Annotated in this window: 23 protein-coding genes; 11 read left to right on the top strand and 12 right to left on the bottom strand. The window is 39.5% G+C overall.

Annotated features, from left to right (window positions below; translation table 11 throughout):
• Positions 1-50 precede the first annotated feature (50 nt).
• Positions 51-347, bottom strand: coding sequence for a DUF3288 family protein (locus VB713_RS12040; RefSeq protein WP_323311788.1), 297 nt, complete (start codon positions 345-347; stop codon positions 51-53).
• A 232-nt stretch (positions 348-579) separates the two neighbouring features.
• Here VB713_RS12040 and VB713_RS12045 point away from each other — a divergent pair, with 232 nt between their 5' ends.
• Complete coding sequence (locus VB713_RS12045) at positions 580-3,024, top strand: ATP-dependent Clp protease ATP-binding subunit (protein WP_323311809.1); 2,445 nt, start codon at positions 580-582, stop codon at positions 3,022-3,024.
• A gap of 373 nt (positions 3,025-3,397) precedes the next feature.
• Here VB713_RS12045 and VB713_RS12050 read toward each other — a convergent pair whose 3' ends face one another.
• Positions 3,398-3,565 (bottom strand): hypothetical protein, encoded by a 168-nt coding sequence (locus VB713_RS12050; RefSeq protein WP_323311810.1) that lies wholly within the window; start codon positions 3,563-3,565, stop codon positions 3,398-3,400.
• Positions 3,566-3,863: 298 nt separating this feature from the next.
• Here VB713_RS12050 and VB713_RS12055 point away from each other — a divergent pair, with 298 nt between their 5' ends.
• A complete protein-coding gene (locus VB713_RS12055) occupies positions 3,864-4,868 on the top strand; it encodes an iron ABC transporter permease (protein ID WP_323311789.1) in 1,005 nt (334 codons plus the stop codon).
• A gap of 153 nt (positions 4,869-5,021) precedes the next feature.
• On the opposite strand, the gene VB713_RS12060 is transcribed toward VB713_RS12055, so the two are convergent.
• A complete protein-coding gene (locus tag VB713_RS12060; RefSeq protein ID WP_323311790.1) occupies positions 5,022-5,642 on the bottom strand; it encodes a Spy/CpxP family protein refolding chaperone in 621 nt (206 codons plus the stop codon).
• Positions 5,643-5,896: 254 nt separating this feature from the next.
• Positions 5,897-6,229, bottom strand: coding sequence for a hypothetical protein (locus VB713_RS12065; RefSeq protein ID WP_323311791.1), 333 nt, complete (start codon positions 6,227-6,229; stop codon positions 5,897-5,899).
• 226 nt (positions 6,230-6,455) lie between these two features.
• Here VB713_RS12065 and VB713_RS12070 point away from each other — a divergent pair, with 226 nt between their 5' ends.
• On the top strand, positions 6,456-7,232 hold the full coding sequence (locus VB713_RS12070; protein WP_323311792.1) for an ABC transporter ATP-binding protein: 777 nt from the start codon (positions 6,456-6,458) through the stop codon (positions 7,230-7,232).
• A 173-nt stretch (positions 7,233-7,405) separates the two neighbouring features.
• Here VB713_RS12070 and VB713_RS12075 read toward each other — a convergent pair whose 3' ends face one another.
• The gene (locus VB713_RS12075; protein ID WP_323311793.1) at positions 7,406-8,071 is read right to left on the bottom strand and encodes a polysaccharide deacetylase family protein; all 666 of its coding nucleotides are present in this window, start codon (positions 8,069-8,071) and stop codon (positions 7,406-7,408) included.
• A gap of 199 nt (positions 8,072-8,270) precedes the next feature.
• Here VB713_RS12075 and VB713_RS12080 point away from each other — a divergent pair, with 199 nt between their 5' ends.
• The 3 genes from VB713_RS12080 (at position 8,271) to VB713_RS12090 (ending at position 11,748) form a co-directional block, all read left to right on the top strand.
• Positions 8,271-9,365, top strand: coding sequence for a calcium-binding protein (locus VB713_RS12080; protein ID WP_323311794.1), 1,095 nt, complete (start codon positions 8,271-8,273; stop codon positions 9,363-9,365).
• Positions 9,366-9,462: 97 nt separating this feature from the next.
• Positions 9,463-10,329 carry an RnfABCDGE type electron transport complex subunit D gene (locus VB713_RS12085; RefSeq protein ID WP_323311795.1) on the top strand — a complete coding sequence of 289 codons (867 nt, stop codon included), beginning with the start codon at positions 9,463-9,465 and terminating at the stop codon, positions 10,327-10,329.
• A gap of 45 nt (positions 10,330-10,374) precedes the next feature.
• Positions 10,375-11,748 (top strand): DUF2330 domain-containing protein, encoded by a 1,374-nt coding sequence (locus VB713_RS12090; RefSeq protein WP_323311796.1) that lies wholly within the window; start codon positions 10,375-10,377, stop codon positions 11,746-11,748.
• A gap of 171 nt (positions 11,749-11,919) precedes the next feature.
• Here VB713_RS12090 and VB713_RS12095 read toward each other — a convergent pair whose 3' ends face one another.
• The 7 genes from VB713_RS12095 to VB713_RS12125 all read right to left on the bottom strand — a co-directional run bounded on the left by VB713_RS12095 (position 11,920) and on the right by VB713_RS12125 (position 16,521).
• On the bottom strand, positions 11,920-12,339 hold the full coding sequence (locus tag VB713_RS12095) for a type II toxin-antitoxin system VapC family toxin (protein WP_323311797.1): 420 nt from the start codon (positions 12,337-12,339) through the stop codon (positions 11,920-11,922).
• Positions 12,336-12,599, bottom strand: coding sequence for a DUF2281 domain-containing protein (locus VB713_RS12100; protein WP_323311798.1), 264 nt, complete (start codon positions 12,597-12,599; stop codon positions 12,336-12,338). The genes VB713_RS12095 and VB713_RS12100 overlap by 4 nt, the downstream gene beginning before the upstream one ends.
• Positions 12,600-12,737: 138 nt before the next feature.
• Positions 12,738-12,905, bottom strand: a complete 168-nt coding sequence (locus VB713_RS12105; protein WP_323311799.1) for a hypothetical protein — start codon at positions 12,903-12,905, stop codon at positions 12,738-12,740.
• Positions 12,906-12,988: 83 nt separating this feature from the next.
• Positions 12,989-13,549 carry a hormogonium polysaccharide biosynthesis acetyltransferase HpsU gene (gene hpsU / locus VB713_RS12110; protein ID WP_323311800.1) on the bottom strand — a complete coding sequence of 187 codons (561 nt, stop codon included), beginning with the start codon at positions 13,547-13,549 and terminating at the stop codon, positions 12,989-12,991.
• 110 nt (positions 13,550-13,659) lie between these two features.
• On the bottom strand, positions 13,660-14,592 hold the full coding sequence (locus VB713_RS12115) for a glycosyltransferase family 2 protein (RefSeq protein WP_323311801.1): 933 nt from the start codon (positions 14,590-14,592) through the stop codon (positions 13,660-13,662).
• Positions 14,593-14,612: 20 nt separating this feature from the next.
• Entirely contained in the window at positions 14,613-15,545 is a 933-nt protein-coding gene (locus VB713_RS12120; RefSeq protein ID WP_323311802.1) for a glycosyltransferase family 2 protein, read from the bottom strand.
• Positions 15,546-15,714: 169 nt separating this feature from the next.
• Positions 15,715-16,521 (bottom strand): hypothetical protein, encoded by an 807-nt coding sequence (locus VB713_RS12125; RefSeq protein ID WP_323311803.1) that lies wholly within the window; start codon positions 16,519-16,521, stop codon positions 15,715-15,717.
• 156 nt (positions 16,522-16,677) lie between these two features.
• Between VB713_RS12125 and cobU the strand changes: the two genes are divergently transcribed.
• The 5 genes from cobU to VB713_RS12150 all read left to right on the top strand — a co-directional run bounded on the left by cobU (position 16,678) and on the right by VB713_RS12150 (position 23,150).
• Positions 16,678-17,226: a bifunctional adenosylcobinamide kinase/adenosylcobinamide-phosphate guanylyltransferase gene (cobU, locus tag VB713_RS12130; RefSeq protein ID WP_323311804.1), complete on the top strand. Its 549-nt coding sequence runs from the start codon at positions 16,678-16,680 to the stop codon at positions 17,224-17,226.
• 56 nt (positions 17,227-17,282) lie between these two features.
• Positions 17,283-17,735 carry a hypothetical protein gene (locus VB713_RS12135; RefSeq protein ID WP_323311805.1) on the top strand — a complete coding sequence of 151 codons (453 nt, stop codon included), beginning with the start codon at positions 17,283-17,285 and terminating at the stop codon, positions 17,733-17,735.
• A gap of 391 nt (positions 17,736-18,126) precedes the next feature.
• The gene (locus tag VB713_RS12140; protein ID WP_323311806.1) at positions 18,127-19,074 is read left to right on the top strand and encodes a ribonuclease Z; all 948 of its coding nucleotides are present in this window, start codon (positions 18,127-18,129) and stop codon (positions 19,072-19,074) included.
• 462 nt (positions 19,075-19,536) lie between these two features.
• The gene (locus tag VB713_RS12145) at positions 19,537-21,774 is read left to right on the top strand and encodes a GumC family protein (RefSeq protein ID WP_323311807.1); all 2,238 of its coding nucleotides are present in this window, start codon (positions 19,537-19,539) and stop codon (positions 21,772-21,774) included.
• Positions 21,775-22,004: 230 nt separating this feature from the next.
• Positions 22,005-23,150 carry a SpoIID/LytB domain-containing protein gene (locus VB713_RS12150; RefSeq protein WP_323311808.1) on the top strand — a complete coding sequence of 382 codons (1,146 nt, stop codon included), beginning with the start codon at positions 22,005-22,007 and terminating at the stop codon, positions 23,148-23,150.
• Positions 23,151-23,259: the final 109 nt, after the last annotated feature.

Consider the following 23,259-nt stretch of genomic DNA (forward strand, 5'->3'; position numbering starts at 1 on the left):
ACCAATGACCAATGACCAATGACCAATAACCAATGACCAATGACCAATAACTAATTCCAATCTTGCTCTTCTTTTTTGCCACGACTTTTATAAATGCCGCCCACATCATGGAGTTGGCGAGTTTTTTCTAAAAGTTCAACTTCCGTTAAACCCCAGTGTTGCAAAACTTTATCTAAGTCTTTTTGGATGTCCCGTGCGCCTGGAAAACCTTGATAACGAATTTTCAGCCTAGCCAATTCGGACAAATTGTAGTCTGTTGGCTCTTGAGAGAGTAAAATATCAATAAAGGGGCGATCGCGGTTGTAGAGGGGATGTTGTTGGTCTTTACTTCCTGAAGATTCTGTCATAATTCTTACAACTTATAGGATTTCGGATTCATCAAGATTTGAGGCTGAAAATTCCCCGTAACTAGCCATAATCGGTGAGTGACGGCAACCACACCCTAGCTCATACGGCTCTCACCACTGCCATTCAATTTTAAATAAAGATACATTATCTTTAAGAAAATACAAAAAACTTTAGATGAGGGTGAACTTTATATCACCCACAGCCCAAGCAGCAAGGGAGCAAGAACCCGCTATGTTTGAACACTTCACGTCCGAAGCCATTAGGGTAATTATGTTAGCTCAGGAGGAAGCACGCCGCCTGGGACACAATTTCGTAGGAACGGAACAAATTCTCCTAGGTTTGATGGGAGAAGGAACTGGTGTTGCGGCTAAAGTGCTGGCTGAGTTGGGCGTTACCCTCAAAGATGCGCGTCGGGAAGTAGAAAAAATTATTGGACGGGGTTCTGGTTTTGTCCCACCGGAAATTCCTTTTACACCCAAAGTAAAAAGTCTGTTTGAGCAATCATTTAGAGAAGCTCATAGTCTTGGACACAATTACATAAACACTGAACATTTATTGTTAGGTTTAACGGAGGCAGGCGAAGGAGTCGCAGCTAAAGTACTACAAAATCTGGGAGTAGATTTGCACGCTGTCCGGTCGGCTGTCATCAGTCGTTTGGGTGATGATGTGACTGTTCTCGCTGGTGGTGGTAGTAGCTCCAAACGCAACAAAAACCTAAGTATAGAAGAGTTTGGTAGAAATCTCACCAAACTAGCTCAAGAAGGTAAGCTTGACCCTGTAGTTGGTCGCCAAAAAGAAATTGAGCGCACTGTGCAAATTTTGGGTCGCCGTACAAAGAATAACCCCGTCTTGATTGGGGAACCGGGAGTTGGTAAAACTGCGATCGCAGAAGGTCTAGCTCAACGTATCATCAATCAAGATGTCCCAGAAGTTTTACTCAACAAGCAAGTTATCAGTCTGGATATGGGGTCTGTAGTTGCTGGAACTCGTTTCCGTGGTGATTTTGAGGAACGCCTCAAAAAAATCATGGAGGAAGTTCGCACCGAAGGCAATATCATCCTCGTCATTGACGAAATTCACACCTTAGTCGGTGCAGGTGGTACAGAAGGCGGTTTAGATGCAGCAAACATCCTCAAACCAGCTTTAGCCAGAGGTGAACTCCAATGTATTGGTGCCACCACCTTAGATGAATATCGTAAGCATATCGAACGTGATGCGGCTTTAGAGCGTCGTTTCCAACCAATTTTGGTTGGAGAACCATCAATCGAGGAAACCATCCAAATTCTCTACGGTTTGCGTGGTGCTTATGAACAACACCATAAGGTACATATTTCTGATGCTGCGGTGGTAGCTGCTGCTGAGTTATCAGATCGTTATATTAGCGATCGCTTTTTACCAGATAAAGCCATAGACTTAATTGACGAAGCTGGTTCCCGCGTCCACTTGCGTAACTCTCGCACCTCCACCGACAAAGAACTAAAACGCGAATTAGTTGGTGTCACCAAATCCAAAGAAGAAGCAGTCAGACTCCAAAACTTTGACAAAGCTGGTAAACTGCGTGACCAAGAAGTAGAAATTCAAGGTAGACTCTACACCGAAGAAACCGAGAAAAACGCTAAAACTCCAATTGTTGACGAAGAAGACATCGCTCAAATCGTCGCTTCTTGGACTGGTGTACCAGTTAACAAACTCACAGAATCAGAGTCAGAGTTACTTTTACACCTAGAAGACACACTGCACAAAAGGCTAATTGGTCAAGAACAAGCAGTTGTATCCGTTTCTCGTGCTATCCGTCGCGCCCGTGTCGGCTTAAAAAATCCTAACCGACCCATAGCTAGTTTTATCTTTTCCGGCCCCACAGGTGTTGGTAAAACCGAATTAGCTAAAGCATTAGCTGCTTACTTCTTCGGTGCAGAAGATTCCATGATTCGCTTGGATATGTCCGAATACATGGAAAGCCACAACGTCTCCAAATTGATTGGTTCACCTCCTGGTTACGTTGGCTACGACGAAGGCGGACAACTAACCGAAGCAGTGCGACGCAAGCCATACACAGTAGTTCTATTCGACGAAATCGAAAAAGCACACCCTGATGTATTCAATATGCTGCTGCAACTCTTGGATGACGGACACCTCACCGACGCAAAAGGTCGGAAAGTGGACTTCAAGAATACATTAATTATCTTAACTTCCAATATTGGTTCTAAGGTAATTGAAAAAGGTGGTATGAGTTTAGGCTTTGAATTTGATAATCAAGCCGACGCTAGTTATCACCGTATTCGTAACTTGGTAAACGAAGAACTAAAAGCTTACTTCCGTCCAGAATTCCTCAATCGACTAGATGATATTATCGTCTTCACCCAACTCAATAAAGCTGAAGTCAAGCAAATTGCTGAGATCATGCTCGTTGATGTTGCTAGTCGCTTGATAGAAAGAAGAATTAAGCTCGAAGTTACCGAAAGCTTCAAAGACCGGGTAGTAACTGAAGGCTACGACCCCAGCTATGGCGCTAGACCCTTACGCAGGGCAATTATGCGCCTATTGGAAGATTCTCTAGCTGAAGCACTCCTAGCTGGTCAAATAGGCGAGGGAGACACAGCCATTGTTGATATTGATGATGATGGTCAGGTGATAGTGAGAAAAACAGAAACACGCGAGTTACTTACTGTTAGCTAAAGCTAGTTAATTCTAAATACCATCTCAAAAATCATTGATTAATAGGGTAAGGGGTAAACCTTTACCCTTTTGCTTTTTCTCAAACAAACTTTAGAGCAAATTATAGGACTCGATCAGAATTTCAGCCGGAATACCTAAGTAGGGTTTGCTGATAGCGTGGCGTAAGTCATAAAAGTCTTTTCGTTAGGGCTAGGAGTCAGGAGTCAGAAGGAAGAAGGAAGAAGGAAGTAAGAATAGTCTTGAATCTGGTCAAGTGATAGGTTTTTGGTATTTTTAACGCTTATTCTTTGCGCCTTTCTACTTAACTCTTGATTTAACTGCCGATATAAAGTTTCCGATAATTCCAATCTTCAAGAGCGATAGAATTATTAGCTTAATAGTCATTGTCAGCTACACAAATGCCTTTACATTTAATACCGTTTGTAGCAGTGCGTTGACAATGAGAACATAGAATTTCTTCATTTTCTGTTTCTTTATTTTTTATACTATTAGTTGTCGGTAGTTTGTCTTTTTCGGTTTGGAGTTTTTCATTCATAATCATGGCAGAATTTTTTGCTGTTTAAATTTTACAAGCACTGTACAGCAATTCCAAATTCAAAACTTTTTGATCATTATAAAGCTCCTCCGTCGTTTGATTATTGAGAATAAAGTCAATAAATCAGAGATGGGGAACGTAAGCAATCCCGTTCAATTTGGAATTACTGAAGCGATCGCTTGACAATCAGTAAGGATTCAGGATACAGAATATTTGATATAGCAAGAAATAGGGAACAGAAGAAAAAATATTCTTCTTCCTTCTTCCTCCTGACTCCTGACACAATCTTTACTGCAAATAAAAAATGCAGACAATCTTCACAAAATATCGTCTATTTTGGGCAATTTTACTTCTCAGTAGCGCCTTGGTAATCACGCTGTTACTTTCCCTTTCGCAAGGTGCGGTTTCTATTAATTTTTCGGAATTTTATCAAGCATTAATGCGCCAAGGCGACCCGATTAAACAAACTATTCTTTGGGATTTGCGGCTACCTCGGATTGTTGCAGCCTTAATTGTAGGTGCAGCTTTGGGAATGTCTGGCGCATTGTTACAAGGGATGTTACGTAATAGTTTAGCTGACCCGTTTATATTGGGAATTTCCGCCGGTGCAGGACTCATTGTCATTATTATGATTGTTTTGCAAGTATTCCCGATAGCGATTCCTTTAGCGGCTTGGTTAGGGGCAATTTTGACCTCTGGGATAGTTATTTTCCTTGGTCGTAGTGGTTCGGGTATTTCGGTGGAAAGGTTGATTTTAGGCGGGGTGGCAGTGAGTGCTTTATTTGGTTCTGTGCAGAGTACGTTGTTATTGATGGCGGAAGATGGACAGGTGCAAATTGCCCTCAGTTGGTTGGTGGGTAGTTTAAATGGTCGGGGTTGGCAAGAAATTTATACAGCGGGGCCTTATATTATCGTAGCTTTGCTGGTGGGGTGTTTGTTGGCGCGATCGCTCAATGTCTTGGCTTTGGGTGATGAGATGACTGTAGGGTTGGGGGTTTCGTTAATGCGATCGCGTTTATTAATTGGTGGTATCGCCACTTTATTAGCCGCAGGTGCTGTGAGTATTGGTGGTTTAATTGGTTTTGTCGGTTTAGTTGTTCCTCATGGTGTGCGTCTAATTGTGGGAACAGATAACCGTTTTGTTTTACCACTCTCAGCCCTTGCAGGTGCATGGTTATTAATCTTTGCAGATTTACTTTCTCGACTAGGTGCGGTAGAACTTCCTGTCGGTTCGGTGACTGCTTTATTGGGTTCACCGTTATTTATTTGGTTGCTTTATCGTCGTTCTGATAGCGCTAATAAATTTTAATATTCAGTTGCGTTGAATGTTGATGATGAGGAAGTACGCAGAGATTTTTGTAATCAATAATTAACCGCAGTGGAAATCAAAAATTAGTCCCAGATAATTACACAATCTATTTTACAGCACTTCATTTACCTGCAATATGCTGTATGTAATCATTTAATAGGATGAATTTTCTGTGTTATCGGTGTTATCTGTGTTGTCGGTGTTGTCGGTGTTGTCAGTGTTATCGCTGTTGTTCCTGTTATTGCTGTTGTTTCTATTTCCTCTACGATATCTACGTCCTTGTTGCATCATTTGACGCTGTTCTGGGGTCAGAATTTCCTGAATTTGTTGTCGTTGATCTCTTGTAATTTGATTAATTTCTTGTCTTTGTTCTGTTGAAAGATTTAGCGATCGCAGTTTTCTCATTGACAATTTATTGCGACCATTATTGTTACTTTGTACTTGCCGTCTCTGTTCATCAGACAAAAGTGATAATATTCTCGAATTATTTTCCTCCCTAATTTGTCTTATTTGTGTTTTCTGAGAGTTAGTTAAATTAAGTCCTGACATTCTATCTACATCTTGATTTATGTCTCTTTGTGGTGAGCGATAATTCGTTCCATTTGGAGATGGTCGATAATTTGTTTCATTGTCAGATGACGGATAACTTGTCCCATTTTCAGAAGAATTATTAGGAAAAGAAGCTCGATTAGGAGAAACTAATTCACATCCAGTAGTCAGAATAGCAATAGCTAAACCAGTAGCAGAAATACTCAACATCCGTTTATAGTTCATGAATTGATACTCCATAAATACTTGACAATCTAAGATGGTCATATTATTTATATATCAGTTATTTTTGGGATAGGGCAAAAATTTCTAGTTATGTTAACAACTTAAAAATACTATCTCTATCTCTTTAAATAAAGTAGATACGAGATAGTAGTTATAACAACTAGTAAAAAGATGCAATATTCGATTGCATATTAATATCGTCTGCCTCGATTATTATCTTACCTATGGTTGTTGTCCCGTCTGGAACTATTATCTTACCTATGGTTGTTGTCCCGTCTGGAACTATTATCTTGCCTACGGTTATCGTCCCGTCTGTAATGATTATCTTGCCTATGGTTGTTGTCCCGTCTGTAATTATTGTCTTGCCTACGGTTATCGTCTCGTCTGTAATTATTGTCTTGCCTACGGTTATCGTCCCGTCTGTAATGATTATCTTGCTTATGCTTGTTGTCCTGTTTATAACGGGATTCTTGTCGATGATTTCTAGAATTATTGGGATGACCAGCTAATGCTGGAGATATTCCTACACTACCTAGTGTAACTAAACCAAGTGTACCAATTAAGATGAGAGCTTTGTGCAAATTCATGGTGAGTATTTTTGACAGTGAGATTAATTGAAGAGGTGTTTTATTCACCCTATTTAAAGCATAAAATTATAGTTGAATAGATATATAGGTAAAAAGTCACTAATCCAGTCATTACTTTAGTCATATTTGTCTGATATTAAGAAAAAGTAATGACGTTGCGAAAACTTACATATTCTGTTAAAAATAGAATAGCAGATATATTGTTTTTTAAAGTAATAATATTAAAATGCCTCTCGAATTACAAAATCTTACAGGTGGTTATAGTGTTTCGCCAATTATTCATGATATTAACCTTTCTTTGCAAACTGGAGAATGGTTAAGTTTGGTTGGTGCTAATGGTTCAGGTAAATCTACTTTACTGAAATTAATTAGTCGAGTTCTTGCACCACAACAAGGAGTAATTTTACTTGATGGCAAAGCGATTCACTCACAACCTGCAAATTTAGTAGCTCAAAAATTGGCACTTTTACCACAACAGCAAACAGTTCCTGTGGGTTTAACAGTGAGTCAATTAGTAAGTTTAGGGAGGACACCATACCAACCTTGGTGGCAATGGGAATTAAGTGCTGAAGATAGACAAAAGGTTGAGAGTGCAATTGAAAAAACACAATTAGCAGATTTTAAAGATCGCTTGGTTGAAGAACTTTCTGGTGGTGAAAGACAACGGGCTTTTTTAGCTTTAGCTTTAGCCCAAGAACCAAAGGTATTATTACTAGATGAACCAACCACTTATTTAGATATCAATTATCAATTACAATTATTAGAATTACTAAAAAATCTCAATCAACAACAAAATTTAACCATTGTTACAGTTTTACATGAATTAAATTTAGCTGCCCGTTATAGTTCCCGCATTGCCTTATTAAAACAAGGAAATCTTTGGGAAGTTGGCACACCTGAAACTGTGCTGACATCTCATAATATTGCTCAAGTTTTTGGTGTGGAATCTGTAATTATTCACACTCCTGTAGGATTACAAGTTTGTGCTATCTCTTCTGTATAAAAATTGCTCACTAACTCAATACTCATCATTGTAGGTTTCTCGTTCCCATACTCTGTATGGGAATGAAGTTTAGAAGGCTCTGCCTTGAGTTACAGTAGAGGCAGAGCCTCTGTGATGGCATTCCCAGTCGGAGACTGGGAACGAGACAACTCATTACTCGGTACTCGGTACTTTTAATGCTGCCATAGGCTATCAACAGTTACAAATTCATAGCCTTGTTGTAATAGTTGCGGAATGAGGATTTGGATAGTTTCTGCCACATCTTGTCCACCACAAACGCCATCATGCAAGACAATAATTGATCCACTTTTTACTTGTTCAAGTATTCGTTGAACAACTACAGATACACCAGGACGTACCCAATCTTCTGGAACAACACTCCACATGACTGGTCTGTAATTCCACTGTTGAAATAATTTTAAAGTTTGAGGTGTAAAAAAACCATTAGGGGGACGAACATCTCTCACTAGTGAAGGTTCTAGATTGCAAGCATTGTAGATAGCGGCTTGGGTTTTTTCTAAACTCTGTTTGAGGTCAGTTGAGGAAAGCAGGGGAAAAGAGTGATGTTCATAACCATGCAAACCTACCCAGTGTCCTGCACCTGTAACAGCTTTGGCGATATGCGGTGAACGGTTGACACAAACACCCAACCAGAAAAAACTAGCTGTAATTTTGTAACGATCTAAAATGGCTAATACTTGCGGTGTGTATAAAGGATGGGGTCCATCATCAAAAGTGAGAGCAATCGCTTGACTATAAATATTACCATGCCACAGACAATTAGGAAAACTCGGTTGGAGAATACGATAAATCAGCGGGAAAAGGGGTGCAAAGTGCATAGGAATTATTGGTTGGAGTGGGTAAAAGTTAGAATATTTGTAATACCAGGAAACAAATTTGAGATTGTATTAAAATTATTTAAGTACAGTACGAAAAAAATCTTACTTCTGTTGTAGATATAACCTAGCCAGCGGCTATTTAGCATTCTGAATCCTAATTCCAAAATTAAAAATTAGACAATACTGGAGGAATTTGAAAATGGCTTTTATTTTTGGTACGAATTTCAATGACAATGGTACTTTTCAAGGTTCAACATTTTTCCCCACACTCACAGGTACAATTTATGCGGATATTATCTATGGCTATGGTGGCAACGACATTATTGATGGTGGTCTAGGTGCTGACACCATGTATGGTGGTACTGGCAATGATACTTATTATGTTGGTAATTCAGGCGACTTAGTAATTGAGAATTCCGGTGAAGGGTTAGACACCGTTTATGCTTCTATTAGCTACACATTGACAAACAATGTAGAAATACTCTTTTTAACAGGAACTGGTGCAATCAATGGATATGGTAATAGTTTAAGTAATCGCATCACAGGAAATAGCGCCAATAATATTATCTATGGCTATGGTGGCAACGACAGAATCAATGGTGGTGCTGGTGCTGACAGAATGTATGGTGGTACTGGCAACGATGATTATTATGTTGATAATACAGGTGACTTAGTAGTTGAGAATTTCAATCAAGGTTCAGACATAGTTTATGCTTCTATTAGCTACACATTGACAAACAATGTAGAAGACCTTGTTCTCACAGGAACTGCTCACTTGAATGCGACAGGCAACAGTTTAGATAACGTTATTGTTGGCAATAGTGGCAATAATCTCATTTACGGTTATGGAGGTAATGACACGATCTTTGGGCTAGATGGTGATGATATTATTTTTGCGGGATCAGGGGGCGGTTACATCTCTGGGGATGGAGGTAATGATAGTTTGTACGGTGGCAATGATGTGGATACTATCTACGGTCGTGCAGGAGATGATCTTATAGTTGGTAATGGTGGTAATGACATTCTTTCTGGAGGTACTGGTGCAGATCAATTCCTCTTTACCTATTTATCGGATGGTATTGATACTATTACAGATTTCGATTGGAACACAGATGGCGACAAAATACTGGTTGATAAATTGGGATTTGGTGCATCTGATTTGAACCAGTTCATTTATGACAGCACTACAGGTGATTTATTTTTCCTGCCTACATGGGACTTGGAAATTAAGTTCGCAGTCATCGCAAACACTCCATCCGGCTTCAATCCGCGTGCGGATATTATTCTATTTTAACAACATCCTGTAACAAATTTTGTAACGAGAATATGATTTCCCCTAACTCTGGTCTAAATTGATGAGAAAGTTAGGGGTAATCCCTGAGTGAAGGGGTATGTTCTTCAAAGATATTCGAGATTATCAAATTCTATTTTTGAGCTTATTCCTAATTTTAGGGATTGGCACAAGAGACTGGACACTGCGACCTTTATTTATTTTAATAGCGATCGCAACCTGCATCACAACTCAACTAATATTCTCCTTAGCCATCAGTCATTGGTCATTGGTCATTAGCCCAGAACCAACTGATCATCAACCCATAATCAATATCCGTAGTCCCTTAATTACCTCTCTCGGACTTAGTTTATTATTACGGGCTGACCATTGGACAACAATGGTTTTAGCTGCCGTCACCGCCATAGGTAGCAAATTTATCTTCCAAACTGGTGAGAAGCATTTCTTCAACCCCGCCAATTTCGGCATTATTACCACCTTAGCACTCACCTCTGATGCCTGGGTTTCTCCCGGACAATGGGGTGAAGAATGGTGGTATGGGCTATTATTCGCCGGTACAGGAGGCATGATTTTACAACGAGTTGGTCGTTGGGACACCACAGCAGCTTTTTTAGGTGCTTACTCCCTACTAGAAGCCGTGCGTAATCTTTGGCTAGGTTGGACTTGGGATGTTTACTTGCATCGCTTGACAAGTGGTTCTTTAATCCTATTTGCCTTATTTATGGTGACAGATCCGCGTTCAATTCCCAACGCCCGCATAGGGAGGATAATTTGGGCTGTAACTATTGCCATGATTACCTTTATTTTACGGAATTATTTCTTTCTTTCAACCGCCGTTTTTTGGGCATTATTTGCGATCGCACCATTGACCATTCTCATAGATACCCTCTGGTTCTCCCCCAAATTTTCTTGGCTGAGAGAAGAAAATGAGGAGATAGGGACATGGGGAAGTGAAGAGACAGGGTGATAAGAGAGACTATTTATCCATTACCAATTACCAATTACCAAAACAATGAAACGGTTTAAATTATTCATCCCCTTACTAATAGTACTTATTGCCGTACTATTTTTTGCCCCCACAGCATTGGCTTTTTGTGGTTTTTATGTCGCCAAAGCTGATACTAAACTCTACAACAAAGCTTCTCAGGTAGTTATTGCACGGCAGGATAATAAAACAGTTTTAACAATGGCCAACGACTTCCAAGGCGAAGTTAAAGACTTTGCAATGGTCGTACCAGTACCAACCGTCATCAAAAAAGAACAAGTCCGCGTTGCTGAACCGAGAATTATTGAACGATTGGATGCCTTTAGCGCCCCCCGATTAGTAGAATATTTTGACGAAGATCCCTGCGCCCCAGTTGACCAAATGAGCGGGATGCCAGCACCAATGGCAGGAGCAAGCAGAAGTGCAGCAGAAAGTAGTAGACAAGATAACAGTTTAGGTGTCACAGTTGAGGCGCGTTTCAATGTTGGTGAATACGATATTGTCATCCTCAGTGCCAAAGAATCTGGAGGTTTAGAAACTTGGCTTAACCGCAATGGTTACAAAATGCCCAGAGGAGCAAATCAATTACTCAAACCCTACATTCGTTCTTCCATGAAGTTCTTTGTTGCCAAAATCAACCTAGATAAATTTGAAGAATCTGGCTACCAATCACTCCGACCTCTACAAATATCCTACGAATCACCCAAGTTTATGTTACCCATTCGCTTGGGTATGATTAACGCGACAACTGAACAAGATTTAATAGTCTACATTCTTTCACCCCAGGGACAAGCAGAAGTCACCAATTACCGCACAGTGAAAGTTCCCACCAACGTCAATATTCCTGTTTATGTTAAAAGTGAATTTGGCAATTTCTATAAATCAATGTTTCAAACTTCTTACACCAAAGAAGATAAAAAAGTTGCATTTCTAGAATATGCTTGGAACATGAGTAATTGTGATCCTTGTTCTGCCGATCCTCTCAACTCAGAAGAACTCAAACAAGCAGGTGTATTTTGGTTAGACAATAATGTCGATAACAATGGCATAACATCTCCTCAATTTCGTCGTCCCTTCCCCACAAGTAATGTTTTTATTACCCGTTTGCACGTCCGCTACACCCGCAATAAGTTTCCAGAAGATTTGATGTTTCAAACAACTTCCAATCAAGAATCTTTCCAAGGACGTTATGTTTTACAACATCCCTTTACAGGAAACTTGCAGTGTTCTGCTGGTAGGGAATATAAACGGTCTTTGTCTGGACGTTTTGAACAAGAAGCCCAAACTCTAGCTAAGTTAACTAACTGGAAAATTCAAGACATTCGCCAAAAAATGAAATTCAATGCCGGAACTACAAAAAGTTCTTGGTGGGAAAACTTCTTAACTTGGCTGGGATTATAAACACTAGACATCTCCAAAAAACAATGTAGAGACGTTATAGTTGAGAAGGTCATAACTTGCGTTATATCCCCTTGTAGGGGTAGGGGTTTCCCTCCCTTACATCCAATACATTCATAGAGTTAGCATTCTGACTTGGAAAATAAAAATTCGCAACTCAAAAAATAAAATTTATTATTGATCAACAATAATCAAATCAATTATTTCATTTTGATTTTTTCGATAAATACGAAAATCACTATCTATAGTTAATACAGAACTTCCTAAAATCAACTCACTCATTCTCACTAAACACGCATCTGCTAAAGACATCGGCACATTTTCGTAGCGTTTCATTAACCCTCGGATGATGGGTATTTCTTGTTTAAGATGAAAGGCTATTGAAATTATACCAGCATCTAATAAAGACATTACTGCATTTTTTCCTCCATAGGTTCTTTGAAGCAAAAAACAGGTTTCAGAAATTACTGACTCGCAAGTTAATAAAGGAACAGGTAAAGTTTTCCAGGTTTCTACAGCCCAGTTATGAAAATGATCACTTTTATCAATGAAAGCAACTAAGGGACTTGTATCTAAGATGATTTTTGATTTCATTTGAATGATGATACTTCAAGATACTTTTTGTTATAAGATAAATCTCCTATTCCACTCTCAACACAACCTGCAAATTCTTTGGCTGCTTCATAAGCTGAAATAACCGGCTCTGAATCCTCTTTTACTTCTTGCTTTTGTTGTTTATATTGCAAAAATTCTATAAATTCTAATACCTCTTTTTGTTGTTTTGGCGTTAATTTTTGAAGAGTTTCTAATAAATTATCTAACAGAGTTTCTTTTTTATCAATAGCTTGAGTCATGATTATCAACTCCTATCAATTTCTGCTTTGATTATATCTCATTTTACCTTGACAGCATTTGGTAAGAGCGATCGCACTAACTAATAATGTTGGGTTTCCTTACCTCAACCCAACCTACAAGATCAGCGATCGTACTGATTAATTAGTATTCCATTCTGTTTCAATTTTCTCTAAATCTTTGGCTGCACCTAATTGTTGAAAGATTTGATGGGCTGTTTGATAATGTTGGTCAGCAAGTTCTACATTACCGCGTTGACGTTCAAGCAGTGCTAAATCATAGTTAGTTTCTGCAATGTTCCAAGTCATGCCTAAGTCTTTCATCTTGGCTAAGGCTTCTTTTAATAATTGCTCGGCTATTTCTAAATTACCTCTGCCTCCTTCCCCCTAAACTACTTAATTCTCTCATAGTGAGGACGACAAGGACTTCCCCAACAAACTTGTCCCGCTGGCATATTGGTAAAAACACTACTCCGCGCACCTATAACCGCATTAGCACCAATTTCTACTCCTGGGGCGACAAAACAATCTGTGGCTACCCATGCACCGTTACCTATGGTAATACTTGCAGTTTGCAAAGCAAAGTTAGGATCTTGGATATCATGACTACCTGTACATAGATAACTTTTTTGGGAAACTACGCAATGTTCACCAATGATAATTTGATCCAAGCTGTATAAAACTACATCATCACCAATCCAACTGTAATCACCTATGCTAACTTTCCAAGGGTAGGTGAAACGGGCTGTGGGTCGAACTACTACGCCTTTGCCAATTTTAGCCCCAAATAATCGCAGTAGAGCGCAACGGAGAATATTTAGAGGGTGGGGAGTGAGTGGAAATGCGATCGCTTGCACTAACCACCAAAACAAGACATACAAGCCAGGACGACCTCTATCAAACCCGGCTTGGTCGTAATTACGTAAATCTACAAAAGCTTTTTCATTGGTCATTCGAGTTAGGAGGCAGGAGGCAGGGGGCAGGAGGCAGGAGGCAGGAGTCAGGAGTCAGGAGTTAGATAAATATTTCCTCATTACCAATTACTAATTACCTAATTAGTTAATTACCCAACTTCTTGAGATAAAGATGGAGATGTGGGTTTAGATGTGCTGGCGGCAGTGTTTAAGCTTCCACCGCAACTGCGTAATTCGTAGAGTTTGACTCCTATTTGATATTCATATTGACTCAATAAGCGTCCATAGATATAGCCGGCTTTGCCATCTAAAAAGCCGCGTTGAAGAATATAAAACAAGATAAACCTTAATAATGGTTTAAATGGCAAGCGTACCCACACGGTTTTTAAGAAGCGTTTGCGTTGGACTGCATCACCAAATAGATTTGCACCAATTGTATTTGCGTTATCTTTACCTGAAAGTAAATTAAAATAAACACGGGCTTCCCAATTAGAATAACGATTATGTCTTTCTAACCAGTGATAAAGGTCGCGGAAATCTTCATGGAGCATATCATGTTTGAGATAGCCAACTTGACCTTCTAAAATTACGTGTTCGTGAACTTCGTTATCGCCTGTGTTGGGGATATCTTCGGTGTTGAGGTTTTCGTAACGACCTTTTTGATGTTTAAATAATCGCAGATTCCAATCAGGATATTTACCTCCGTGACGAATCCATTTTCCTAAGAAGAATACACGGCGATTGATATAATAACCGTTGCATTCATCTTTTTGAATTAGTTCAGCAATTTCTGCCCAGGATTCTGGTGTAATTCGCTCATCACAATCAACAATTAGCACCCATTCATTTCTAAAAGGTAGGTTTTCTAATGACCAATTTTTCTTTTTCGGCCAACTGCCATTGAAGTTAAATTGGACAACTTTAGCTCCATAACTTTCTGCAATTTCGATGCTTTTATCACTGCTTTGAGAATCGACAACAAAGATTTCATCGGCTACTGCCAAACTAGTGAGACAAGCAGGTAGGTTTGCTTCTTCATTTTTGGCGGGAATGAGTACGGAAACTGGTATTTTAGATGACATAATAATTTTTTTAGTTTAATTTATTTTTTGTTGTTTTTAGAGATAAGTCCGTGAATTGCGGCATTTAAGTAACCAATCTGACCATAAGCATAGACTAGTTTATCAAATCTTTCGGCTGGATCAGTAATATATTGTAATGATTTATATAAGCCACGGATAAATTTTTCGCTACCCCGTTGTAATTGTCCCAGACCGGCTTTACCTGCGAGTTGTTCCCGATAGCACTCACTGATACCTTGCCACCAACCCCGGTTTAAAAACCAGGAGGGTTTGAGGCGTTCTGGGGCGACGTTGTGAGCAACCAGGGCTTGGGGAAGATAAGCGACTTGCCAACCACCCTGGAGGGCAAATTCGGTCATTTGTAGTTCTTCGTTGGATAGTAGGTTTTTGCCGACTCGTCCTAGTTGGGGGTCAAAACCGCCGATGTTGTTTAGAAAACTGCGTCGGATGGAGTAATTTAAGCCTCTGGGGGTGGAACCGGGCTGTTCGATGTAGAGGATGCTTTCACCTAAGTCGTATGCTCCTAAGTTGGCAGCTAGTCCGGGAGATATCCATTTTGGGGGTTGAATGCCTGGTGGCCAGATGAGGGTAACTTTGCCACCTGCGATCGCTAATTTGGAGTTATTCTCATAGGCAGAATACAAAGTTTGCAACCATTGGGGACTGGCTACGGCATCATCATCTAAATAGGCGAGAATCTCAGCGCTGGCAGCCTTTGCACCTGTGTTGCGAGCGACTGATAAGCCGAGGGTGGGTTCAAAAATGTACTTGAAGTGGGGATGGCTTGATCTTTGTTCTACTACTTCACGAGTGCGATCGCTAGATCCATTATCCACTACCACAATTTCAAAGTTAGCCGTAAATTCCTGGGTCAATAGGCTGTCTATTGCTGCACCCAAGTACATATCTCGATTGTGAGTACAAATGATGGCAGAGATTTGGATATCTGGCATGGCCTTGTTTGGTATTTGAAGATTTAGATTTTTAGATAAAATCCAATTCGACAGTTGCTTACTGGTTATTAATCTACCTCATAATTACCGATCTACCAACCGAAATTTTGCTGGCACTATTGTATATAAACAATCTTCATGAAAAATCATTAAAAACTTTATCAAGACTTTAAACCTGATGAATATGGCTGTGTAAAGCCACAAGAGTTTCTGCTAATTGGCTGAGACGAGTTTCTAGATACTGCTTGCGTCCAAACAATTGACGTAACTTTTGATAACGAGCAATAGCCATACTGACATTAGGAACTTGATCAACTGGACATGAACGTGACCAGACTTTACCTACAGCATCGACTCCACAAAGGCGATAGCCAGTACGTGACGATTGATAAGGTACTTTATGATCAGCAGGTTCACAAATCTCTTCTACATAATCCATGAGTCGGTCAACTTCTGCATGACGCAGTGTTGCCGTTCCTCCTGGTTCTGCTTCTTGGGGATTAGATTCTAACCAGCCATTAATAACTGGCCCTTCTAGATAAATATCCTGAATTTGCTGAAGAATTCCCTGTAATTCTGTTTGCCAACTACTCACAGTTTCCTGAATATCCTGCAAGATATTCATTGCAAATGCTGGATTTGCACCATGACGATGGTTACTGAAACTTGGTGTTTTAAACTTGGGTAAACTGGGTGTTCTCCCGTCATTTTCCTGCGTCGGAAAGGTTTTTACGGAGTTATGTTTAGGAAATAAATTTGACTGAAAGTCTGATTCGTTGACAGTATTTGCACTTGTATCAACTGTATTAAATTCTGCCGTTGTAGTTTCTTTATTTTCTATAGATTTGTTAGCACCGATGCTGATTCTAAAGGAGAATGGGCGTTTTATTCCTTCCCCTGCTTCTGATTCTATGTCAGTACTGCGTATACCCAAATCATGTAGAGTTGCCTCAATGCGTTTTAAGCCTGCTTTCATAAAGAGATCCTGAAGCTTGTTTTAGTGGTATTGAATGATTTTTAGGGAAAGTTTGTAGTGCAAATTATTGAGAAACTTCTTTTTATTGTATAGGGGATGATAGTAGTTTATTGAGAAAAGTTAGACTCTTTTGAGCAGATATCTGGCAATATAATTATGAGTAGAGTTATTTTAGTAACAGGGCCAGCACGATCAGGTAAAAGTGAGTGGGCAGAGAATTTAGCCATTCAGTCAGGGAAACCAGTTATTTATGTAGCCACAGCTACCGAAAATACCCATGATCTAGAGTGGCAGCAACGTATTGAAAAACACCAAAAACGCCGTCCACAAAATTGGGTAACAGTCCATGCACCTGTGGAACTGGCGGCAAGTCTAACTAATGCCAAGCCTAATACTTGTATTTTGATTGATTCTTTGGGAACTTGGGTAGCTAATTTTCTGGAACAAGATGATTTGAGTTGGGAAAAAACTTTGACAGAATTGCTAGAAACTGTGTCTTTAGTAGAGGCTGATCTGATATTTGTGGGAGAAGAAACGGGTTGGGGTGTAGTTCCAGCTTATCCTCTGGGGAGAAAATTTCGCGATCGCTTGGGGGCTTTAGTTCGTCAGTTAGGTGCTATTTGCGAGACAGTTTATTTAGTTACAGGGGGTCATGTTTTGAATCTCAGTCTTCTGGGTGTACCCTTACCACCAGCAAAGTCTTAATTTAAAATTAAAGCTTCACCAAGTAAAAACTCTGAATTAAATCTATAATCAAAATTATGGCAAACAAACAAGAAGTTAAAAAGTATCTTGCTCACTGGTTTCAATTAGGGAAGAAAGTGGTAGTGGGTCATAGCGACCAAAGCTTCTTACCTAGCACAGTCCTAAGTGGCGATCGCTATAGCCAAGAGTTTGAAGACTGCTGGGAGCAAATTGTCTCCTTAGAAATGAGTGACTGTTATTTAGAAGGTACTCATGAAACCATAGCTCAACTGCTAACACCAACTTGGGAAATGCTTGCTTGTGGACGCTGTGAGATGCCAGTACCAGTACGTACTCTGGGTATGCCAGCTTTATTTTGTCCCTGTAATAGCTTACCCACATGGCCAAATACAGAACTACCAGCACCCCGCAGTCCAATTAATAGCCAAGAACAACTGACAGAAATTTGTGATGCTTGCGGTGAGAGGAGCGATCGCTTTGCAGATAACATTACTTCACAAATCCACTAACTTGCAAAATAGATAACTTGTTAGATATGACTCCACCACACTTGTTATGCTATACTAAAAACGGGTTAAAAGTGTCATTCTGAACGAAGTGAAGAATCTCCGAGATACTTCCCTGCACTACGTTACGGTCAGTATGACATAAGTCCAAGTTTGACCCGTTTGCAGTATAAATCACCAGTCAGCAAGAAGAAACAGCCTAAAGAGGTAATATCTGGCAATAAAATCAACAATGATGCCTAATTTCTTATACATATTCGGCTTTTTGAGAGTTTTTGCCTAAATTTGGCATATTAGATGATGTCAATCCTCAAATTTTGGCATTTTGCTCAACAATCATGTAACTATAAAAAGTAAATCTTCATACTGAGCAAGAATAAGGCTAAAAAACGCTGTGCAAATAACATTTTTAGGGACGAGTTCCGGAGTACCTACAAGATCACGCAATGTTTCCAGTATCGCACTGAGATTGCCACAACGGGCAGAACTGTGGTTATTTGACTGTGGTGAAGGTACACAGCATCAAATTTTGCGGAGTGACCTCAAAGTTAGCCAACTTTCCCGGATTTTTATTACCCATTTGCACGGGGATCATATTTTTGGCTTAATGGGACTCCTTGCTAGTTGTGGTTTAGCCGGTAATGTAGAACGAGTTGATATTTATGGTCCATCTGGATTAAATGAATATCTGCAAGCTGCTTCACGTTACTCTCACACCCACTTTTCTTACCCCATCAAGGTACATACTGTCCAACCAGGGATAATTTATGAAGATGATGAGTTTACCGTCACCTGTGGTCTACTACATCACCGGATTACAGCATTTGGCTATCGTGTTGCCGAAAAAGACCGATCTGGACGCTTTGATGTAGAAAAAGCAAAAGCTTTACAAATTCCTTCCGGCCCAATTTATGGTCAACTCAAGCGCGGTGAAACAGTTACGCTGGAAGATGGAAGTGTAATTGATGGTAGTCAATTGTGTGGCCCTACAGAGATTGGTCGCAAGTTTGTTTATTGTACAGATACAGTTTATTGTGACGGTGCGGTGCAATTAGCACAAGATGCCGATGTGTTAATTCATGAAGCTACCTTTGCTCATCAAGATGCAGATATGGCTTTTCAAAGATTACATTCTACAACCACAATGGCAGCACAAACAGCTTATCTAGCCGGTGTCAATAGACTAATTATGACTCATTTTAGTCCCCGCTATGCACCAGGAAATGTCATTGAGTTAAAAGATTTACTTCGGGAAGCCCGTGCTATTTTCCCCAATACCATCATGGCACATGATTTCATGGTTTATGACGTACCTAGACGGCGTGAAGTTGTCCTCAATTAGGGTGTCGTAAGTATGGTTAATGGTGTTAAAAATTCAGGATTCAGGAGTCAGGAGTCAGGAAGGAGGAAGAAGAAGAATATTTTTCTCTTCTGTTCCCTCCTATATCAAATATTCTTTATCCTGAATCCTTACAAAATTCAGTCAAATAGAAAACCTATATATAGGGGATTTAGCATTGCTAAACTTCCTATATGTCAAGCTTTATATATTCCATTTTTATCCTTTATTAAATATTTAAAAATCTGATCAAGAAATTTACTATCATAGTGCTGACCAGGCATATATCTGGATGAATTGATTATGGAATAGCTGCTGAAAGATAGGTTCTATCAAGTAGTTATATCCTCCTGGAAAAATAAATATTAGTGGTTTAAGAGAGAAATTAGTGTATAAATTATCTCAAAGGACTTTTTTTATCATTATTTTCCAGATATATTGTTTCGATAGTAGAGGGCTTTTATAGTGACTACAACTGGTCTAAATCGCAAACAACTGCTTAATACTTCTAAACAAAGAGTATTTAATATTAGACAAATATCTAACATTCTGTTTCATCGCCGCTTTTTGATTTTAGGGTTCTCCTGTGCAGTGATGTCAGTTACGAGCCTGATTGCCGTCATTACTAAACCCATGTATCAGAGTTCTATGCAGATCATGGTGAGTTCTGATGAAGATCAAGGATTCCGTGCTAGTAATTTTCAGAAGAATACAAAAAATGAGCTAACTAACCTTAATAATTCATCTATAGAATATACTAATCAGATGAAATTAATGCTGAGTTCTAAACTCCTACAAAAAGCTGTTAATTTACTACTTTCTGATTATCCTAATATTACCATAGAAGATGTCAAGGGTGAAATTAATACTGTTAATCAAGGATCTTTGCAAATAACACCAGCAGAGGGAATATCAGTTTTTAATCAAGTATTTGTAGTTTCTTTTAAAGACCCTAATCCTGTAAAAACTCAACGAGTGTTACAAGCTCTACAAAAAGTTTACCAGGACTACAATGTTGAACAAAGGAAGGAACGTGTCAATCAAGCACTAGCTTTTGTTAATAATAGATTACCTAAATTGCAAAAAGAGGTATTAACAGCAGACAAAAAATTAGAATTTTTTCGCAAAAAACATAATTTAGTTGATCCAGAAGTACAGAGTAAAATTCTACTAGAATCTCTTGTTGATATTCAAAAACAACGAAAAATTATTCGCGCACAGCTTGAAGATATACAGATTCGCTACAGTAATCTAGAGAAGAAATTAGTATCTTCAACTCAAAATGCACAGTTGACTGCTAGTTTGAGTCGTTCGAGTAGCTATCAAGCTTTAGTGGATGAGATTAGAAATACAGAAATGAATTTGGCTCAGGAGCGTTTGCGCTACACTGAAAATTCTCCAGTTATAGTCAGACTGACGCAGAAACGCAAAATTCAGATGGCGTTATTAGAAAAAGAGTTGCAAGAACAAGCCATCAATGCTAATAGTAAGTCTCAAAATTTATTAGGAGTTGATGCTAATTTAGTTAATGAGTTAAAGCAGTTACAGAAAAAAGGAATGGGGCTAATTGCCAATGAAAATAATCTAGCAAAATTTGAACAAAATATCCGTTCACAGTTAAATATATATCCTGGAATTATATCTGAATATAATCGGTTGTTATCAGATGTAACAATTCAACGTAAAACACTTGAGCAATTGCTGCAATTACAACAAACCCTAGGAATGAAAATTGCTCAGGGAGGATTTGATTGGCAAGTGTTGGAAGAACCTGATTTGGGGATTTATATCGGGAATCGTAAATGGATATTGATAATTGGTGGGATTTTAATTGGTCCAATTTTAGGTATGATATTTGCCTTGATTTGGGAAATGTTTAATAAGGCAATTTTCTCTCCCCAGGATTTACAGAATTTGACGAATCTTCGCTTACTGGGGTCTGTTCCTAAATTGGGTAAATCTAGTGTTAAAAACAAGCTCCAGAAGATATTCAGGTCTAGACGGCAAAGCTCATCACCAACAATAACAGAAAGCAATCCAAAATTATCCAGTCATGAAACTCTGGATATGATTTACCAAAATATTCAAATATTTAAGCAGTCTTTGCCTTTTAAGTCTTTGATGTTAACTTCTGCATTACCAGGAGAGGGTAAAACAACTTTAACTTTGGGACTGGGAGCTAGTGCGGCACATATGCATCAACGGGTACTAGTTATTGATGCTAATCTGCGATCGCCCAGTTTACACAAAATCCTCAAGATTTCCAATGATTGGGGCTTATCTTTGTTATTGCTAGATGATGTTAAAACTCAAGTTCATAATTATATCCAGCCTATTCACCCTTCTATTGATGTTTTGACTGCTGGACCGACACCAGAAGATGTAGTAAATCTGCTCAGTTCAGAAAAGCTGAAAGAATTGATTGAGTCCTGTGAGCAAATGTATGACCTAGTACTGATAGATGCTTCTTCTGTTTTAGATAGTGTTGATGCCAGAATTATTGCATCTGCCTGTAATGGAATTGTGATAGTAGGTCGTATTGGTCAGTTAACTCCACGAGAACTGATGCAAACAACGGAAATTTTGAGCCAATTGAACTTAATTGGCATTGTTGCTAATGAAGTTCACCAGTCTCCTAAAGTGAAAAAATCCTCGGAACGTGCTGACACCGTGAAACCTGCTGATTATACTGCCAACGGGTGAAATTTGGACTTATGTCATACTGAGCGTAACGTAGTGCAGCGAAGTATCTCGGAGATTCTTCACTTCGTTCAGAATGACACTTTTAACCCGTTTTTAGTATAAGTCAAAATAATAATCAGCTAATTTCTGGTTGAGAGCCAAAGCAAACTGCATAATAGGTAGAAGTGGCAACCTCCTACCTGGGAGAACGTCTTATTGAACTTGTAGAGGCTTGTGATTAGACAATCAGCATGAAAATCCAACTTTATTTAGGTGCTTTATTTTCCCAAATTAAAGGACGACATTGGTGGGTAGGTATCCTCTTATGGTTTGCTTTGGTTGCTCCTGCTCAAGCATCTGTCATCCTGCGCGTAGCCATTGAAAGGGGTGTGAATCAAGTTAAAGTAGGTGCTTCCACGACGGCAATAGTCAAAGATAGTACTGGGCGTACCCTTGGACAATTACCAACCATGAGTTCTTATGCTGCTCAATCAGTTCCTGGGGGAGTGGCTTTGGATAAATGGCAATCGGGGTTGTTTTGGATTGAGCCAACAGGTAAGGGTTTTGTTTATATTGGCGATCGCTGGTTTAGAGGTAGAACCCTTGTCATTCCTACCGAAAAAGGCTTAACAGCCGTTAATTGGGTCGATTTAGAAGAATATCTCTACAGCGTTATCGGTGGAGAAATGGATTCTAGTTGGCCACCAGAAGCACTCAAAGCCCAAGCGATCGCAGCTCGTACCTATGCTCTCTATGAGCGAGAAAAACAACGCAACAATCCCGTCTATGATTTAGGGGATAGTCCAGATCGCTGGCAAATTTACAAAGGTGTTAGCAGCGAATCCAGTAACACTTACACCGCAGTGGACAACACCGCAGGGAAAGTCCTCACCCATAGCAACAAAATTATTCTCTCCGTTTTTCATGCCTGTTCTGGTGGACACACCGAAAACGTAGAAGATGTTTGGGGAAATACCCTCCCTTATTTACGTGCAGTCGAAGATTTTGATCAAGGTGTTAAAGGATGTAGTTGGGTAAAAACCTTTTCACCCGCAGAAATTAGTGCCAGAATTTCTGGTATAGGCAACATCAAAGAGATGATTGCCGAATCTTTCTCCCCTTTCCGCAGCGTTAAAACCTTAAAAATCGTTGGCGATCAAGGTACTAAAGTTCTTAAAGGTGAAGAAGTTCGCACCGCACTCAGGCTTAAAAGTACCCGGTTTACTGTCAGCAAAGGCGCAAATGGTGGTTTTGTCCTCCAAGGACTAGGCTATGGTCATGGCTTAGGAATGAGTCAGTGGGGAGCATACAATTTAGCTCAACGCGGAGCAAGCTACCTGCAAATTTTGGGGCATTATTACAAAGATGTCGCCCTAACGCCGATTCAGGCTAAGTAGAGCAGTAGGGGTGTATTGCGATACGCCCCTCTTTACTTTATTGAAGATGGGGTTTTTATACTAAAAACGGGTTAAAAGTGTCATTCTGTAGCTTGCTTCCCGCAGGGTA

It is taken from the genome of Anabaena cylindrica UHCC 0172 (assembly GCF_034931625.1).
GTDB lineage: Bacteria > Cyanobacteriota > Cyanobacteriia > Cyanobacteriales > Nostocaceae > Anabaena > Anabaena cylindrica_A.

Excerpts from the sequence above, each read along its gene's own strand:
- cobU (WP_323311804.1), top strand. The coding sequence starts at position 16,678 with ATGAGTAGAGTTATTTTAGTAACAGGGCCAGCACGATCAGGTAAAAGT.
- VB713_RS12040 (WP_323311788.1), bottom strand. The coding sequence starts at position 347 with ATGACAGAATCTTCAGGAAGTAAAGACCAACAACATCCCCTCTACAAC.
- VB713_RS12125 (WP_323311803.1), bottom strand. The coding sequence starts at position 16,521 with ATGAAAGCAGGCTTAAAACGCATTGAGGCAACTCTACATGATTTGGGT.
- VB713_RS12135 (WP_323311805.1), top strand. The coding sequence starts at position 17,283 with ATGGCAAACAAACAAGAAGTTAAAAAGTATCTTGCTCACTGGTTTCAA.
- VB713_RS12100 (WP_323311798.1), bottom strand. The coding sequence starts at position 12,599 with ATGACTCAAGCTATTGATAAAAAAGAAACTCTGTTAGATAATTTATTA.
- VB713_RS12090 (WP_323311796.1), top strand. The coding sequence starts at position 10,375 with ATGAAACGGTTTAAATTATTCATCCCCTTACTAATAGTACTTATTGCC.
- VB713_RS12095 (WP_323311797.1), bottom strand. The coding sequence starts at position 12,339 with ATGAAATCAAAAATCATCTTAGATACAAGTCCCTTAGTTGCTTTCATT.
- VB713_RS12085 (WP_323311795.1), top strand. The coding sequence starts at position 9,463 with ATGTTCTTCAAAGATATTCGAGATTATCAAATTCTATTTTTGAGCTTA.
- VB713_RS12045 (WP_323311809.1), top strand. The coding sequence starts at position 580 with ATGTTTGAACACTTCACGTCCGAAGCCATTAGGGTAATTATGTTAGCT.
- VB713_RS12080 (WP_323311794.1), top strand. The coding sequence starts at position 8,271 with ATGGCTTTTATTTTTGGTACGAATTTCAATGACAATGGTACTTTTCAA.
- VB713_RS12055 (WP_323311789.1), top strand. The coding sequence starts at position 3,864 with ATGCAGACAATCTTCACAAAATATCGTCTATTTTGGGCAATTTTACTT.
- VB713_RS12065 (WP_323311791.1), bottom strand. The coding sequence starts at position 6,229 with ATGAATTTGCACAAAGCTCTCATCTTAATTGGTACACTTGGTTTAGTT.
- VB713_RS12050 (WP_323311810.1), bottom strand. The coding sequence starts at position 3,565 with ATGATTATGAATGAAAAACTCCAAACCGAAAAAGACAAACTACCGACA.
- VB713_RS12105 (WP_323311799.1), bottom strand. The coding sequence starts at position 12,905 with ATGACTTGGAACATTGCAGAAACTAACTATGATTTAGCACTGCTTGAA.
- VB713_RS12070 (WP_323311792.1), top strand. The coding sequence starts at position 6,456 with ATGCCTCTCGAATTACAAAATCTTACAGGTGGTTATAGTGTTTCGCCA.
- VB713_RS12075 (WP_323311793.1), bottom strand. The coding sequence starts at position 8,071 with ATGCACTTTGCACCCCTTTTCCCGCTGATTTATCGTATTCTCCAACCG.
- VB713_RS12120 (WP_323311802.1), bottom strand. The coding sequence starts at position 15,545 with ATGCCAGATATCCAAATCTCTGCCATCATTTGTACTCACAATCGAGAT.
- VB713_RS12115 (WP_323311801.1), bottom strand. The coding sequence starts at position 14,592 with ATGTCATCTAAAATACCAGTTTCCGTACTCATTCCCGCCAAAAATGAA.
- VB713_RS12060 (WP_323311790.1), bottom strand. The coding sequence starts at position 5,642 with ATGAACTATAAACGGATGTTGAGTATTTCTGCTACTGGTTTAGCTATT.
- VB713_RS12150 (WP_323311808.1), top strand. The coding sequence starts at position 22,005 with ATGAAAATCCAACTTTATTTAGGTGCTTTATTTTCCCAAATTAAAGGA.
- hpsU (WP_323311800.1), bottom strand. The coding sequence starts at position 13,549 with ATGACCAATGAAAAAGCTTTTGTAGATTTACGTAATTACGACCAAGCC.